General features: G+C 61.2%; 11 protein-coding genes. 3 read left to right on the top strand and 8 right to left on the bottom strand.

Annotation, left to right across the window (positions count from 1 at the left end; translation table 11 throughout):
• From ACFULV_RS16730 to ACFULV_RS16710, 5 genes are read right to left on the bottom strand one after another with little or no spacing between them, the layout of a single operon-like run.
• The gene (locus ACFULV_RS16730) at positions 1-633 is read right to left on the bottom strand and encodes a DUF3558 domain-containing protein (protein WP_378657543.1); all 633 of its coding nucleotides are present in this window, start codon (positions 631-633) and stop codon (positions 1-3) included.
• Between the two features lie 2 nt (positions 634-635).
• The gene (locus tag ACFULV_RS16725) at positions 636-1,007 is read right to left on the bottom strand and encodes a hypothetical protein (protein WP_378657460.1); all 372 of its coding nucleotides are present in this window, start codon (positions 1,005-1,007) and stop codon (positions 636-638) included.
• A gap of 24 nt (positions 1,008-1,031) precedes the next feature.
• Positions 1,032-1,694 carry an LppA family lipoprotein gene (locus ACFULV_RS16720; RefSeq protein WP_378657459.1) on the bottom strand — a complete coding sequence of 221 codons (663 nt, stop codon included), beginning with the start codon at positions 1,692-1,694 and terminating at the stop codon, positions 1,032-1,034.
• Entirely contained in the window at positions 1,691-3,460 is a 1,770-nt protein-coding gene (locus tag ACFULV_RS16715; protein ID WP_378657457.1) for an alpha/beta hydrolase, read from the bottom strand. The genes ACFULV_RS16720 and ACFULV_RS16715 overlap by 4 nt, the downstream gene beginning before the upstream one ends.
• Entirely contained in the window at positions 3,457-3,834 is a 378-nt protein-coding gene (locus tag ACFULV_RS16710; RefSeq protein WP_378657455.1) for a hypothetical protein, read from the bottom strand. Before ACFULV_RS16710 ends, ACFULV_RS16715 begins: the two co-directional genes overlap by 4 nt.
• 744 nt (positions 3,835-4,578) lie before the next feature.
• Between ACFULV_RS16710 and ACFULV_RS16705 the strand changes: the two genes are divergently transcribed.
• Together ACFULV_RS16705 and ACFULV_RS16700 are read left to right on the top strand one after the other, a co-directional pair.
• Entirely contained in the window at positions 4,579-5,163 is a 585-nt protein-coding gene (locus ACFULV_RS16705; protein ID WP_378657453.1) for a DUF4365 domain-containing protein, read from the top strand.
• Positions 5,160-6,407, top strand: coding sequence for a hypothetical protein (locus tag ACFULV_RS16700; protein ID WP_378657451.1), 1,248 nt, complete (start codon positions 5,160-5,162; stop codon positions 6,405-6,407). Before ACFULV_RS16705 ends, ACFULV_RS16700 begins: the two co-directional genes overlap by 4 nt.
• A gap of 502 nt (positions 6,408-6,909) precedes the next feature.
• Here the strand turns inward: ACFULV_RS16700 and ACFULV_RS16695 are convergent.
• Entirely contained in the window at positions 6,910-8,100 is a 1,191-nt protein-coding gene (locus tag ACFULV_RS16695; protein WP_378657448.1) for a DUF4041 domain-containing protein, read from the bottom strand.
• A complete protein-coding gene (locus ACFULV_RS16690; protein WP_378657445.1) occupies positions 8,097-9,392 on the bottom strand; it encodes a hypothetical protein in 1,296 nt (431 codons plus the stop codon). Before ACFULV_RS16690 ends, ACFULV_RS16695 begins: the two co-directional genes overlap by 4 nt.
• A 627-nt stretch (positions 9,393-10,019) precedes the next feature.
• Between ACFULV_RS16690 and ACFULV_RS16685 the strand changes: the two genes are divergently transcribed.
• Positions 10,020-15,083, top strand: a complete 5,064-nt coding sequence (locus ACFULV_RS16685) for a Helicase associated domain protein (protein ID WP_378657442.1) — start codon at positions 10,020-10,022, stop codon at positions 15,081-15,083.
• An 89-nt stretch (positions 15,084-15,172) separates the two neighbouring features.
• Here ACFULV_RS16685 and ACFULV_RS16680 read toward each other — a convergent pair whose 3' ends face one another.
• The gene (locus tag ACFULV_RS16680) at positions 15,173-15,313 is read right to left on the bottom strand and encodes a hypothetical protein (RefSeq protein ID WP_378657439.1); all 141 of its coding nucleotides are present in this window, start codon (positions 15,311-15,313) and stop codon (positions 15,173-15,175) included.
• Between the last annotated feature and the right edge of the window lie 146 nt (positions 15,314-15,459).

Below are 15,459 nucleotides of genomic sequence, written 5' to 3'. Positions count from 1 at the left end.
TCAGTTCCCCGTACCTATGGATGGCTCCAATTCGGCAGCAACGTCAAGGATTCCGTCACACGGTCCTATACCCCGTGTGCGCCCGGAGGTGTTTACCCGCACGGTTATACCGAAGTATCCAACCGCAGTTTGGATATCGATCGAGCAGCCGTCTGGGTCGCCCTTTGTGGACTTGACGGCGGGGCGACCGTTGACGATCAAGTCCTCGATGTCACCGACGTACTTGGTGCGGACCTCATCCAGGGAGACGTTGCTGGACTCCAACACCAGCGTTGCGTCAGTTCCCTTCTTGAAGTTGCAAGCAAGGAAGGAATATTCCGCAATCATGTCTTTTCCGCGACGTCGCGATTGAGAATCGAATCCTGTCTTTTGAACTGCCGCATCGTCGACCCAGGTGCACGGATCGACCACAACCTTTGGTCGGTTGCTTGAACGAGTGTAGCTATTATCTTGCGATGGTGGCTGCAAGTTTGCCGCTGTCAGAGTTGGTCGCGGCGGGGCCGTGATCGTGGTTACCGGCGCAGATGCCGATGCCGACTTATCGACATCGGGCTCATTTTCACCAGCACATCCACTCAACGATGCTGCGATCAAGACCATCGAGACCGGAGCGAATCGCCGGATATCGAACATTCTCACTGTTCACCAACCTGTCGTGTGGACACGCGCAGCACAGCCGCGTTTGCGGCATCCACATCCTCCAGCAGGCCCGCAGCGCGATATACCGCCGCAGACATCTGGTGTGCGACTTGCTCCGCTCGGACAAGCGCTTCGTACCCCTGTAGCGCCTTGTTTTCGAAGCCTGACTGCAACTCCTTCGCCGATTCGAATCCCCCGAATCCCGATTGTCGCGCCTGATCCATTATTTGGTTTTGAAAATCAGTGAGCCGGCTTGCGTACCAGGCGAAGTGAGCAGCACATTCGCGCGCAGCTTCTTCGGTCAGGACGAATGTTCCCGATTCTGCGGCGGCGAAGAGTTGGTTGGCGTAAGCCGGGTCAGTGCTCATCTCAATTTCCAATCGCTGGGCTGGTCATGAGGTCGGTCGAACTGGCGAACCGACCTGCATGGCAGGCAGATGACACCCGAGGCTCGCCGAAATAGTGGTCACTGCAGCCTTTTCCGCCGTAGACTCCGAATTGAATACCGAAATCTTTGTGCCGTCATCCGGGTCAATCAGAGTTATTGCCGGAACATTCGGGTTGCGGTCCGATTGGGATGTCCGATCTGCAAAGTTCGATTCGAGGTGAAGCGGTTCCAATGCGGCACGGACTCGATCGTAGAACTCGGGCCATGCCTTCTCAGGCATAGGTGGCTGGCTGGTTGAATACGTCAACCCGCCGAGAACCCCATAGGTCCGATCAAACGGAGCGTCGCACTGCGAGGATGCGTGATAAACCGTGCGGGTTGTCCATACCGTCGATGGCGCCACGGTGGAGGCCACATCCTGGATTGTCTTCGAAATCACGATTACTTGTGCAGACCTCTCCTCGACTGTCGCGCGTTGCTGCAGAACGGTGGCCGCGGCAGCCGTATCGCCTTGGCTGGTTTGATCTGCACGGTAGGTGTCTTCGCCCCATGTCGCCCAGATCCACACACCGGATATCAGCGCGACGAAGAGTGCACAGGATCCTAGAACAACCCCTACCCCCAACAGAGCCTGTCGACCCATTCGGCTGTTTCGTTCCGGGCTCACCGTCCGCCCCCGTTCGGACTAATCGCATTCTGAGGCAGCCCAGCTACCACAGCGGCCAAGTTGTAACCGCTACGATGCAATTGCTTCGTGTCGCCGTCAACCCTGCCGTATTCCGAGTGGCCTTCGGCGCCCGTGTATGTGGTGCCGTTGATATTGATCTCTTCGGTGCTGAGGTGAGTTACCCATGGCATCTGATTCGGGCTTCGCCCAAAGGTGTTGAGGTTGCCCACCTTCTCGCCTCTTTCGGTCATCTCATACACGTGACCCGGCTTCACCCCAAGATCCTGCGCGGACTCCACCGCATCGTTCAACCCAGTCACGTTGGCAAGGCTGGGACCGTTGGCCAACTGCCAGTCACCTCCGAGGCCAGGTGAGCCGTAGAACACTACGTCATCGACAACACCAGCCTTTTCTTGCAAGGCAAGGCTCGTGGCCAATGATCCATATGAATGACCAAGTGCGGTGATGTGTGGGTCGGAGTTCTGGTTGGCTTCGTTCAGGCCCTCATAGAAGTTCGACAACGGCACCGCCGCCTCTTGCGCTCGATTCTGGAGCGCAACTTCCGGATAAGTTGAGTCCTTCTGCGGCGGGTCGTATCCCACCCAAGCGATCGTCGAGACCTTGGAACCGGGTTCACCCGCTCCGATGAGTTGCGACTGCGCTTGGTCCTGAAGTGCGCCCGCTTCGCCAACCATCGACCCCAGGGATTCACGCACATTGGAAGTCAGACCTGGAGTAGTCACCGAGATGTGGTCAGCTGTGTCCGGATCGCCGACGGCAACCGCCGCGCGAACCTGATCTCCGCTCGTGGTGTCGAGCATCAAGAGCTTGCGTGGTTGCTGTTCCGTGCCGCCGTCGAGCGTCTTCGTGACAGCCTTGACGTCGGCCAGCCTGTTTCTCGCTTCTTCGAGTTTCTGTCCGGTTGTGAACGATTCGGGTTTCGCGGCTGCCTGTGCGACCAGGCTTTGATACTCCCGCTCGAGGCGAACAGTTTCGGTAGCCAGGTAGTTCCGGTTGGCAGTATCGCGCGCAGCGGCTGGCAGTCCGTCCAGGCTGCCGATCGCCGAGGGCATGGTCTTGACCGCCTCCGTCTGCTGCTCGGGTGTCAGCGAGTCCCAGTACTTCCGATTCTCTTCGGCCGTGCCACCTTTCGGCGGTTGCGGAACGGAGACGGTAGCCTTCGGCGTGCTGCCGTTCTCGAACTTGGCATCGTCGGGCAGACCGGTGAACGCGGCCTTGATCGCGTTAGTCGCCACTGTGTCCACATCCGCAGCGTTCGCCAATGCCCGCTTCAACACCGCAGTACACGCATCCGCATCCGTCGTGAGCGCTGCGATAGCAGTGCTGTACCGGTCTGCGTCACCACCAACAGCGGAGTAGACCGCACGCTTGGTGATCTCGGTGATCTCGCAGGTGCCGTCAGGCTTAACCTCGAAATTTTTGGGCGCCGCCTCGGCATTGGTCTTCGCATTCGCTACCAGCGTCTTGGCGACCTGATAGTTCGAAGCGCTGAACGTGGCAGTCGTCTTACCCTTGTCCAGCGCGGTCAGCACGACCATCGACTGGGTGCGCACGGTCTCGAATCGGGTGCGCATCGCCTCGCCAGCGGCGCCCTTCCAGGACTCGCGCGAACTGTCGACCGCTCGCCACTGTTCGTCCATCTCGGTGCGGAGCTCGGTGGCTTGCCGGTTCCACTCGTTCGCAAGCGCGGTCAGCGACTCAGGTCGCCAGCTCAACACCTGCGCAACGGTCAAAGCCTTGGTCATTTGATCCCGCCGCCCACCTTGGTTATGCCGTCGGCGTTAGCTTGATCGCGTTGTTGGAAGGCGACTATCGCGGCAACCGTCAAACCACCCAACTCGGCCAACGCGGTGGCTGCGGACTGCATGGACTTATCGGCGGCACGCGCCGCGTTCTTGCACGCCTCAGCGATCTCGCCGCCAGGAAACGCATCCAGCACCCCGTCCGGCAGTGCACCGCCTTTGCCGATCACCTGACTGTCCTGGCCCGCGGTCCCCAACCCATCAGCCAGCACCCGCGCGGCAGCCGGGTCTAGGTCAAGATCATCGTAAGCGCCCACAGCAGTCCCCACCTCCTCGGCAAAACCCCTGGAAAGCGCCCCCCAGGTGCCGTCACTCAACCGTGATCATTCCGCCGCCACCTTATACTCTGGGTCAACGCGACGTCGAGGGGAGACACATCGTGAGCGACATCGATCCGCTGGCAGGAAACGTCAACCACCTGCACAATTCGCTGGCCACGCCATCGGCGTCAAGCCCCGACAGCCACCTCGTCCGACTTGAGGTGGGCCAGGACGGAACTATCCGCGACGTCCAACTGTCTGCCGCCGCCAAGGCCCTAGCGCCCGATGCACTCGTTACCGAGATCATCCGAGTTCACACAGCGGCCATCGAAGCGTCCCAGAAGGCGATCTCGGCCGCCATCGCCGCACTGGAGGCCGACCCGCGCCTCGCCGCGCTCACCGAACGCAAGGCCGACGCGCTCAACCAACCCGTCCCCGAAGTCCGGTCAGTACCGTCCACACCGACTCACACCCCCGCACCGGCCGCTCCCCCAGCCCCGCCACGGCCCACCCCTGCACCATCTCGACCAGTCGTGCCACCGGCGCCATCGCCTTACGCCCGCCCCGTCGCCCCAAGGGCTTCCGCACCAACTGCCCGAGTCGATAGCGCTCCACCATCCCCTCCACGTGCCGCCGAACAGCCTCGGACCCGAAGTCGTCAGCCGACGCAGGAGGAAGAAGAAGAGATGGACCGGTACTACAACCGGAAGAGCTGGTTAGAGCACTGAACCTCGATCACGTGTTGTTGTGTTGAGCGGCAACGGGTCTGAGGGCTGCGCCCTGCAATGTACTGTTCGGGGCGTGAGTGCTCGGGTCTCGATCTCGGGTTCGAAGGGGTGGTCGGCGGTGGGATCTGGACGTGCTGTGGTGCGGGGGCGCGGTGGCTTGCCGATAAACGCACAGCAGGAACAGTTCAGCGTGGCGTTCGTGCGGATGGTCGCGGCTGCGGCCGGCTGCTCGATCAAGCCTCATGACACGGACTACGACGGAGTCGACATAACGATCGCTTCATCAGTGGAGTACCAGACGATGTACTGCCCACAGATCGAGATGCAGCTCAAATGCACCACTCAGCACACCAGGCTGGGCGCGCACCATCTGTCTTGGACCCTCGCGCGAGACCCTTTCCTGAAACTGGTGAACCGCAAGCGATACACGCCCGCCCTATTGGGTGTGCTGCTGATTCCAGCGGATCCCGATCGGATGCTCGACTTGTCGGAGGAGAGGTTGATCTCTGAGAGTCGGATGTACTGGCAGTTCGCAACGGAACTGGGAGACATCGCCAACGGGAAGGCCAGCAAGACAGTACATCTACCGCGCACAAATCTGTTCGATGTCGAGGGGCTGCTTGAGATCATGAGAACGATTGGTGATCGAACTCCATGAGGGACGCTTCTCTTGGGGACGCATTCGACGACCTCGCCGCGATGTTCACCCCGGCGGAGGTGTCGCAGTATCTGGCCACACGCAACTGGGAACTCGAATCCCAGCAGCCAGGCATTAGCGAAGTGTGGTCGTTACCAGGGGACGCGGGGCCGACAGGTCGAGTCATGGTGCCGTTGGCAACCGACTACATCGATTTTCCTCGGCGTTTCCGGGACTCGATTCGTACACTCGCGGCGGTATACGACCTACACCCTTCTCTGTTGGCCGAACGGTTCACCGCACTCCGTTCCGACGTGTTGCTCGTACGCTTGGATCAAGAGACCACGCACGGCGAGATCCCGTTAGGACAAGCGGAATCGACGTTGAAAGCACTGGTCAAGATGATCAGAGTAGCGAGCGGCGGCAGCGGGCGAGGCCGGCCCTCGGCGCCGGAAAGAAGGCTCATCGAACAACACTTTCGCTTCGGCCACACCAAACCAGGCAGTTTCGTATTCAGTATCGTCTCGCCCGTCGCTGAAGCCGGGACCTCGGATACCGAATCGAACGTTCTCGGTCGCCGGGTGATGTCCAGACTGGCCGGGAGCATATCCCTGACGAGTCGCTTGGCCGAAGACTGGGACGAAACCGCTCGCTACACCGCGGTCGAACGAGGGCTCAGCTCCGCCTTCCTGGGTTCTATTCATGACCTGATCGAGCCGAACCAGGTACGCGCGCTGGCGTTCTCATTCGATTGGGCGGTCACCGTGGCGCGCCCGCCGGAAGCCATTTCCCACGTGACATTCGACGGCGACCTGAAGCAGACCGTCGAGCACATGCGGGCTGACATGCGTCAATCTGAGCAGTTACCTGCGGACTCCTCACCTGACGCGCGTGACGTCTATGCGGACTTCTCGACCGACGCGCGTGAAGTCACAGCGCCAGGTCACAGTGATGTTGCTCCCGGACGAGCGATGCCACGAGGCCACGTGGTCTTGGTCGGGCACGTACTAGCACTCGATCGGACAACGCCCGCCGGGAACCGAAGCGCCGCAGGCAGTATCGAACTGGAGACAGAGGTGGGGGGAGAGAGTAACTTTGTGCACGTCCCGCTGAAGCGCGCCGACTACCTGCTGGCTATCGATGCACATCGATACGAATTCCCGATCACGGTGACCGGCATCCTCGAGTACAGGGCCAGTGCCCTCTGGTTGACCGGAGAGGTCACTCTGGTGCGAAGTCTGCCCGGTACAGATCCAATCGACTGAACCATTCCTCAAGAGACGTTGGCCAACACGGATGCTCGTCCGCCTCTCCACGGAAGGCGGCCGCGTCAGGATGCGGGCTGGTTTGGTGCTGCCTTCTCCGGGATGGGCGGCGCGGCGACTACCAGACCGCGAGAAGCGTCGAACCCGTTGCCCGCCAACCCCCCAAGCAGCCCACGGTGTGCGAATCAAGTGCAGCAGAAGCACAGTCACCCTCGCAATCACCGAATCCTCTGCATCCTTCACGCAGACTGTCGTCGATATCTCTGATGCATCTGCTCGTGACCGTGGCCCAGGATCGCCGCTGATACAGGGTTCGCGGTGACTACCCTGCGAGGTGAATTCCACGATCTGCAGCTGTCAGACGCGGGACTCCGAACCCGTTGCATCTAATCGACCCCATGGTCGCGCGGATCGCCTGCAAGATCGTGTCCGGCTCCAGTCGGCAACGCCGAATCCCGCGTGCCGAGCGGTTGCGATGTCGTTCGGCGCGCTAAGTCGGTCGTCATCGGTGATTGTCAGGCCAGGACGGCTTTGACTGGAAGTATTGTGTCGCCTCGGGGGAGTCGTTGTAGTCGAGGAGGTTGCCGATCTTTTTGGCGAGTACTCGTCGGACTTCCTCGGGCGTTGCGAAGAAGAATTCGCGCCTGAGGTTGGCGTGGTTGAGTCGCTTGGGTCCGAATTCTTTGTGCAGTTCGTTCTCGAGCGTTACCGCGTCGTCGGAGAAATACACAGCGTGTACGTCGAAGGGGAACGGAACCGAAGCGCCGCCGAGTTCGCGGACTCGGTCGAGGGGTTCGAGTCGACGTGTCAGCCCGATCTTGACGACGTTGGGCCCGAAGGCGCCGATGTTGGAGATCACGTAGACGTATCCGGCGCGGATATTTGCGGCGCGGAAATCGTTTTGGGCGATGGCATCGGCGATGCGGGACAACTGGTCCTCTATCTCGCGCGTGTCTTGCCCCGCCTCTGTGAGGCGTTGCAGGACTGAGCGGTAGTGGGCGTGTTCCTTGTCGAGTCGCTCGCGTTCGGCGGCGAGTTCTTGTTCGACTTTGCGTTCCTCGCGCAGACGTTCGCGTTCCTCGCGCGCGACTTCGCGTTCTTCCTGAACCTTGATCATGTAGTCGGCGGTGAGTTCGAGTTCCTTGGTCCGCAACGCGTGGTAGGCGGGCGATACATGCATTTGTATTGCAGCGCCGAGCTTTTCGATGTCCGTTGCTGCTTTGTCCAGGCGTCGTTTGGCTGTGTCGAGATTGCCGGCGCGGATGGTACGGACGCAGTTCTCGGCCTCAGCGTTATAGGCACGCAGCATCAGCTTCGACAGGTCCGAGGTCAGTCGTCGCCCTTCTGCGAGGGAGTTGTTGAAGCTGAATTTATTGGCGACTACGACGGCAACACTGGTCTTGACCGCTTCGCGGATAGCCAGCCGGAGGTCGGTCAAGACCTGCTTGTAACTGTCAGCATTTTCCAGCGGGTGGTGGTACTCGTAGATTCCTACTTCTTGGAGAACCAGCGCGTCGTCGACCGTGATGACCCTCGGATCGCTCAACGGTTGCTGTGCAGGGGGCACGAGGACGGGGCGAGTGTTGAGCTGCGCGGTAAGCTCCTGGACTTTGTCCTGCAGTTCGGCGGATTCTCGTTCCTTGACGACCAGCATTTTCCGCAGTCCGATGATCTGTTCTTGTGGGTCGCTCATCCGCGTACTCCGTGGTTTGCCAAGGGCGCCAGCCCGTATGGATTCTTAGACATGGCGCCGGCCAGATGCGCCAGGGTGTCAGCAGGTTCCACGCGAGACAGGTCGATCGGCAAGAAATCCGCACGATCGGTTGCCAACCTGACGAGGTCGACTCGGGTGTCGTGTCCGGTAGCGCTATCGATCGCGTCGACGGCGACCGTCAGTGCAATGCTGTCGATGATCTCCTCACGATCGGCTTCGAACACCTCGTGTGCTGTGCGCAATGCGAGCCGGGCGACCGCGGATGTGTAGCGGCGCTTGCACTCTGCCGCCGGGAGCGGGCTCGCGGAGATTTCGTCGTTGGCTTTGTTGTAGCGGAATGCTTTCGTAGTCGGGAAGGTATCGGGATGGGGTGCCAGGACCGTGATGCGGAGTTCTCGGTTCTCGGCGTCGAAGGAATGTTCATGGGATACCTCGAAGGCTTCCGGGTAGACCGAGTTCGCCAAGACGATACCGACGTATTCGTCCATCGCAGCAGGGTCCTGTTGTCGCAGTCCTAAGATCACACTGTCCAGGCGATCGTTCGACTCGGAGACCTCTCGGTGACGTTGCGCGACAGTTTGCTCGTGTTGTCGGCGAGCCTCGGCCAACGCGACAAGGCGAGCGGATTCTGTCTCCTGCCAGCGCGTACGGATCTGCGCGTTGAGTTCGAAGGTCTGACCGAGAGCATGCTGCCAGCGCTGAGTAATGCTTGCGAATTCTCGCTGTGCTGCTTCTACCTGAGCGGCATATTTGCGGTTCCCACCCAGGGCGCCGGAGATACCTGTCGGGGGCGGTGGTGCCACGAAGATCGGGCGATCCGGTAGATCGTGGTAGCCGGGTGTCGGCGATGGGGTGAGCAGTTCGGGCCGGTCGAAGGCGATCTCACCCGGCGATTCGCGTAGTGACTCCAGGTCGACCCAGTCATCGACCTCGAGGGTTGCCGCGAGCAAGCTGTCGATCTCATCGTAGGTCGCGTTCAGGTGCGCGTTCTTCTCTACAACCTCGGCCTCACGGGCGGCGACATGGGCGGCCTTCGCAGCGCGTTCCGCGGCCACACGGTCGGCGGCTGACGCACGTTGAAATGCAGCGGAAGCACGTTGTCGCTCACGAGCGAACCGCTCCGCCTCCCGCGCGGCCGAGTTGTGGGCGCGCATCGCCGCGCGCTGCTGTTGAACCTGGCGCTGTTGCGCCAGCCGATTTTGGTGTTGCAGTTCAGCCAATAACCCCCTGCGCCGTGCCACCGAACTCCCCTCTATCTCCAGATCGAACATCACTGACAGACCACGCGCTGCAGATACTGTCGCCACAGCACCGACACCGTTACACGCCCACTGCGCAAGCACTTCGAGCAGCCTGTTGCCGAATCACACAAGACACAGACATGACCCAGCGCAGCATGGCCGCAATCTATCCACGGTAGTCGCAGCCACTGCGCGACCATGTTTTACAGCCGAAACGCCGTCTCGGCAGTAGCGACTGCTCAATGCATCTAAGCCAGGCCACCACGGGTACCTGAACCGCAGGGCGACAACAACTCCCACCGTTCGCTGCGACTCCCCCGACACCTCTTGGTCACCGCAGGTCACCGGCGAACTCCGAGACCAGGGCAAGCAAATCTCGGCCAACACAGTAGCCAAGATAATGGCCGCGACCGGTGTGGAGAGGTCGGTGGGTGCCTTTCAGTTCTGCACGCGGCACCCGGAACGTACCGCGACACGGGCCCATCGCGACCGTGAACATGCGGTGGCGAGGGTCTGGCACGGACCGAATCCATACTGCTGACGCTATTTGGCGCTGGAAAGACGACGACGAAACGTGTCAGACCCCGGCGTTAGCCTCCCACGGAGGGGAATCGTCGCCTGCTGCTACTTGGGCTCTCAAAGGAAAGAAACCACCACGTGTCATCACTGACCGAGCTTTTGGATCAACTGGACCCCAACAGTAGCGCCCACAGAGGTACTCAGTTCGAACGGATCTGCCAATGGTTCCTGACCCATGACCCCGCATACGCCCATGAGATCCAGCAGGTTTGGCTATGGGACGACTGGCCGGACAAGTGGGGAAGCGACGCTGGGATCGATCTGGTCGCCAAAGACCGCCAAGGCAAGTTGTGGGCGATCCAAGCCAAGGCATATGCCACAACCACCTCGATCACCAAACACGATATAGACACGTTCATCTCCGAGTCTGCCCGCTCGATCTTCTCGTTCCGGCTGCTCATTACGACAACCAACAAGATCGGTAGCACCGCCAAACGCACGCTCGAAGCCCAGGAGAAGCAATCCGCCGTCCTGCTCCGAGGAGACCTGGAGGCATCGCAAGTCGACTGGCCGACATCTCCATCACATCTGCACGGTCGGCCGTTGGTGCGCAAGCAGCCGCGCCCACATCAACGGTCAGCAATCGACGCGGTGTTGAAGGGCTTCCAGAGCGGAAGTGCCCTTGGCCAGTTGATCATGGCATGCGGCACGGGCAAGACCCTCACCGGTCTGTTCATCAACGACGAACTCGGAGCCGAGCGCACACTGGTACTGGTGCCCTCGCTGGCGTTGCTGGCGCAAACACTTCGCGAGTGGACCGCCAACAGCTCGACGGGGTTCGAATTCCTGCCCGTGTGCTCGGATCCAACGGTCGTCGACCGGGACTCAACCGCGGCAACGACCAGTGACCTCGGGTTCCCAGTCACGACCTCCCCCGCAGAGATCGCAGAGTTCCTAAGTGGTTCGGGGCGTCGGGTCGTCTTCGCCACCTACCAGTCGTCGGCGCAGATATCGACCGCGTTCGACCTCGAAGGTGTGCCAGCCTTCGACCTTGTTATCGCTGATGAAGCCCATCGCTGTGCTGGACGGACTTCCTCGGAGTTCGGCGCGATCCTCAATGCCGGGTTCATCGAAACGCGCCGCCGGTTGTTCATGACTGCCACTCCGCGCTTCTTCACCGGCAGCGTCGTCAAGGAAGCAACGGAAGCCGACTTCGAAATCGCTTCCATGGATGATCATTCCGCGTTCGGGCCGGTTTTCCACAGACTCGGGTTTGCCGAGGCCATTGCAAACGAGATGTTGACCGACTATCGAGTTGTCATCGTGGGTGTCGACGACGCGACCTACCGTGACTGGGCCGAACAGGGCCGCCTCGTGACGACCAACGGGAACGAGGTCACTGATGCCCGCACCTTGGCCGGCCAAATCGGTCTAGCGAAGGCGATGCACCGCTACGACTTGCGCCGAACGATCAGCTTCCACTCCCGAGTCAGTCGAGCGCGAGAGTTCGCGGCCGAGCTGCCTACGGTGGTCGACTGGATGCCTTCGGACCAGCGACCGCAGGGAAGGCTATGGGCTGAGCACGCCTCTGGCACGATGTCTACTGGCAAGCGCCATGCTCTGCTTCAACACGTGGCCAGCCTTCACGACTGCGACCGGGCACTGCTGGCGAACGCACGCTGCCTCACTGAAGGTATCGATGTTCCGGCCCTCGACGGTGTCGCGTTCATCGATCCCCGGCGATCTGAGGTCGACATCGTGCAGGCAGTCGGGCGCGCAATCCGACTCGCCACCGACAAGACCATCGGCACCATCGTCATTCCAGTGTTCGTTGACACCGGCCTCAGCCCGGAAACCGCCCTCAACGACTCCAGCTTCAAACCAGTCTGGGACGTTATCCAAGCACTCCGCTCCCACGACGACACTCTCGGCGAAACCCTCGATCAACTCCGACACAAACTCGGCCGAAGTGGCAACAGCGCCGTGCGGCTTCCCGGCAAGATCGTGCTCGATCTACCCGCGACTGTTGGCCACGATTTTGTGGACGCGTTCGACGTACGTCTCGTCGAACAAACAACCGCCACATGGGAGTTCTGGGTCGGTCTGCTCGAACGATTCATCGACCAGGAGGGACACGCGCTCGTTCCGGCGAACCACAAGATCGATGGCTTTGCCATCGGCTCCTGGGTCGCCGGCCAGCGACACAAACATGCCCGCGGTCGCCTGGATTCCGCACGCAAACAACAGCTCGATGCCGTCCCCGGCTGGGTCTGGGATGCCCTCACCGCGCAGTGGGAGGAGGGCTTTGCCCGACTGGTCGCCTATGTCGACGGGCACGGCCATGCTCGGGTGCCGCAGTCCTTCAGAGTGGATGGATACCGACTCGGATCTTGGGTGACGATCCAACGCGCTAGTCACGCCGAAGGCCGGAGCCAACCCGATCGGGAGGCGCGACTCGAAACCCTGCCAGAATGGTCGTGGGATCCTCGTTCTGACCGGTGGGAAGCGAGCTTCCGGCACATGGTGACCTACGTCGACGAGCACGGGCACGCCCGTGTTCCGAAGGATTACACCCTCGACGGATGCCGACTTGGTGGTTGGGCCCAAATCCAGCGCAGCAGGTACGCCACGTCCGCGCTCGCCCCAGCTCGAATCGAACGACTCCAAGCGTTGCCGGGTTGGTCTTGGAGCCCTGATGCGGATCAATGGGACAAGTTCTTCGGTTTGCTCGTGGCCTATGTCGAGGAGCATGGGAATGCGCGCGTCCCACAGGCTTACACGGTCGATGGCCATCGGCTCGGAAGTTGGCTCAGTAATCAGCGGCACCAACTCGCCAAGGGAACCCTCGCTGCAGGAAGGGCCGAACGGCTCCAAGCTCTCTCCGGCTGGACCGTGGTCGACCCTTGGGAGGAGTGGTTCGCCATGCTCGTGGCATACGCCGAGAAGCACGGGCACACTCGCGTCCCGAAGAATCACTCCGAACAGGACCTCCGCCTCGGCAACTGGGTCGCCAAGCAACGCGATAAGTACGCCGCCGCCGCTTTGTCAGCAGACAAGATCGAACGGTTGGAAGGCATGCCGGGCTGGGCCTGGGATCCCCACGCCGATCAGTGGGAGCAGAACTTCCTTGTACTCGAAGCGTATTCCCAGGAGAATGGGCACGCTCGCGTTCCGAAGTCGTTCGTCATCGACGGACATCGGTTGGGTCAATGGGTCGGGATACAGCGGGCAAGCTTCAGCAAAAGAACCCTTGCGCGTGACCGAGTGCAGCGGCTTCAAGCTCTTCCGTTGTGGTCTTGGGATCCGATCGCGGATCAGTGGGAGACAAGCTTCGCGCGGCTGACCGCCTATGTCCAGGAACACGGCCATGCCCGCGTCCTCAAATCGTATGCTGACCAATCAGGCTCCAATCTCGGGAGCTGGGTTGGAACCCAGCGCAGTCGATATGCCAAAGGCGCCATGGATGCCGAGCAGCAACGGCGGCTGGAGGCATTGCCCGGCTGGTGCTGGAATCAACTCGATGTCCAATGGGAGGCGGGCCACGCGCAGCTGGCTGCCTTTGTCGAGCACCACGGACACGCCCGCGTGCCCGTATCGTATGTTGACCCGACAGGCCACCGCCTCGGGCAGTGGTGCAAAGTTCAGCGCCGCGCGAAAACCAACGGAGGTCTCGACGCCGACCGGCAACAACGGTTGGAAGCCCTGCGCGGCTGGAGCTGGGATCTGGTCGCAGACCAGTGGGAGGCGGGTTTCGCGCAGCTCATTACCTTTGTCGAGGAGAACGGCCATGCCCGCGTGCCGGATGCGTTCAAGTCGGTCGACAGCTTCAGGCTCGGTCAATGGGTCGGAGTACAGCGCCGTGCGCAAACGACGGGAACACTAACTGCCGCCCGACAGTTTCGGTTGACCGCGTTGCCCGACTGGACGTGGAATCCAGTCGGTGACCAGTGGGAAAGCGGGTTCGCCCGGCTCGCTGGCTTTGTCGAGCAGCACGGCCACGCCCGCGTACCAGCGGACTGGAGCGTCGGCACGTTCCGGCTGGGGCAATGGGTTCTCACTCAACGTAGCAGGTACGCAAAGGGGCGCATCGCCGATCACCAAGTAAAGCGGCTCGAGGACTTGCTGGGATGGAGCTGGGACACACTCAATGACCAATGGGAGACAGGTCTCGCCCACCTCACCGATTTCGCCGCCCAGTACGGCCACGCCCTCGTCCCGCAAAACCATGTCGATGAGACCGGCTTCCACCTCGGGTCCTGGGTGGCAACGCAACGTAGTCGATACGCCAAAAGCGCCCTGGATCCTGAGCGGGCGACAAAGATCGAACAAGCTGCGCCTGATTGGAGCTGGCAACCCCACACCGATAGGTGGGAACAGGAATTCACTCGCCTCCTCGCGTATGTCGAGAAGAATGGCCACGCGCGCGTGCCCCGGGACTACGAAGTTGACGGTCACCGACTCGGAGAATGGTGCAAGAGGCAGCGCGACAGCCAATCCAGCGGCAACCTCACGAGTGATCGACTCGAACGGCTCAATGCTCTTGAGTGCTGGAGCTGGGATCCCAACGCTGACAGTTGGGAAGAAGGGTTCGTCAGACTACTCACCTTCGTCGAACAGCATGGCCATGCCCTCGTACCCAGGGATCTCGTCGTTGATGGCTACCGACTCGGATATTGGGCATCCAACCAACGTGCAGCCCGTTCCCGCGGCACCCTCTCCTCTGACCGGGTGAGTCGTATCGAGAAAGCCGTACCTCAGTGGAGTTGGATGGCACTCGACGATAGATGGGGTGCGAGCCTCACCAGCCTCCTCACCTATACAGCGGAGCATGGTCACGCGCGCGTACCTCAGTCGTATATCGACCAGACAGGTTTCCGCCTCGGCACCTGGGTGGCAACGCAGCGGGCGAGATTCTCTAAAGGTGCTCTCACTACCGACAGAGCAGAACGCCTCGAAGCCGTCACCGGCTGGGCATGGGACCCCCACGCTCACCAGTGGGAAACAAGCTTCGTCCGCCTCCTCGCCTACGTCGAGCAACACGGCCACGCCCTTGTCCCACAAAAGTATGTCGACCAGACAGGCTTCCGGCTCGGCGGTTGGGTCCTCACTCAACGCCGACGAAAGATCAAACGCGCAATTTCTGACGACCAGGCAGAACGGCTCGAAGCCCTGCCGGAGTGGACCTGGGATGCGGGACGGTGACATCCTTCGAACACCGAAGGCTGCTAGCAGAACGCGGTGCAAGTGGCCAGATGTCGGACGGCCAACGCCGAAATCCCGGCCCTCGCCCGCTACGGATTTCCGTCGCCGGGCAGCTGATGAAAATACTTGCGATCGGATGTCACCACGGGCGCTTGTGAGGAGACCTTCACCACGATGTTGACCCCGAGGTCGTAGAACTCCGTCCGTCGAGGGATGGCGCCGAGCGTCACGACGTCTTCCCTCGCGGCGAGTGTGACCGGTCCACCGGCCCTCGACCACGACCTTGCAGACGCAGGCGAGCCTGCAATCTCCTCAACAAACACGCCTGAATAGACTGTGAACAAAGTCAATGGCTAGACTTCGCCAGATGTGGGGA

The sequence above is a fragment of the Nocardia sp. NPDC057272 genome, from assembly GCF_042668615.1.
Classification (GTDB): Bacteria; Actinomycetota; Actinomycetes; order Mycobacteriales; family Mycobacteriaceae; genus Nocardia.
The sequence above is the reverse complement of the archived record's forward strand: the minus strand, read 5'-3'. Positions and strand labels throughout refer to the sequence as shown.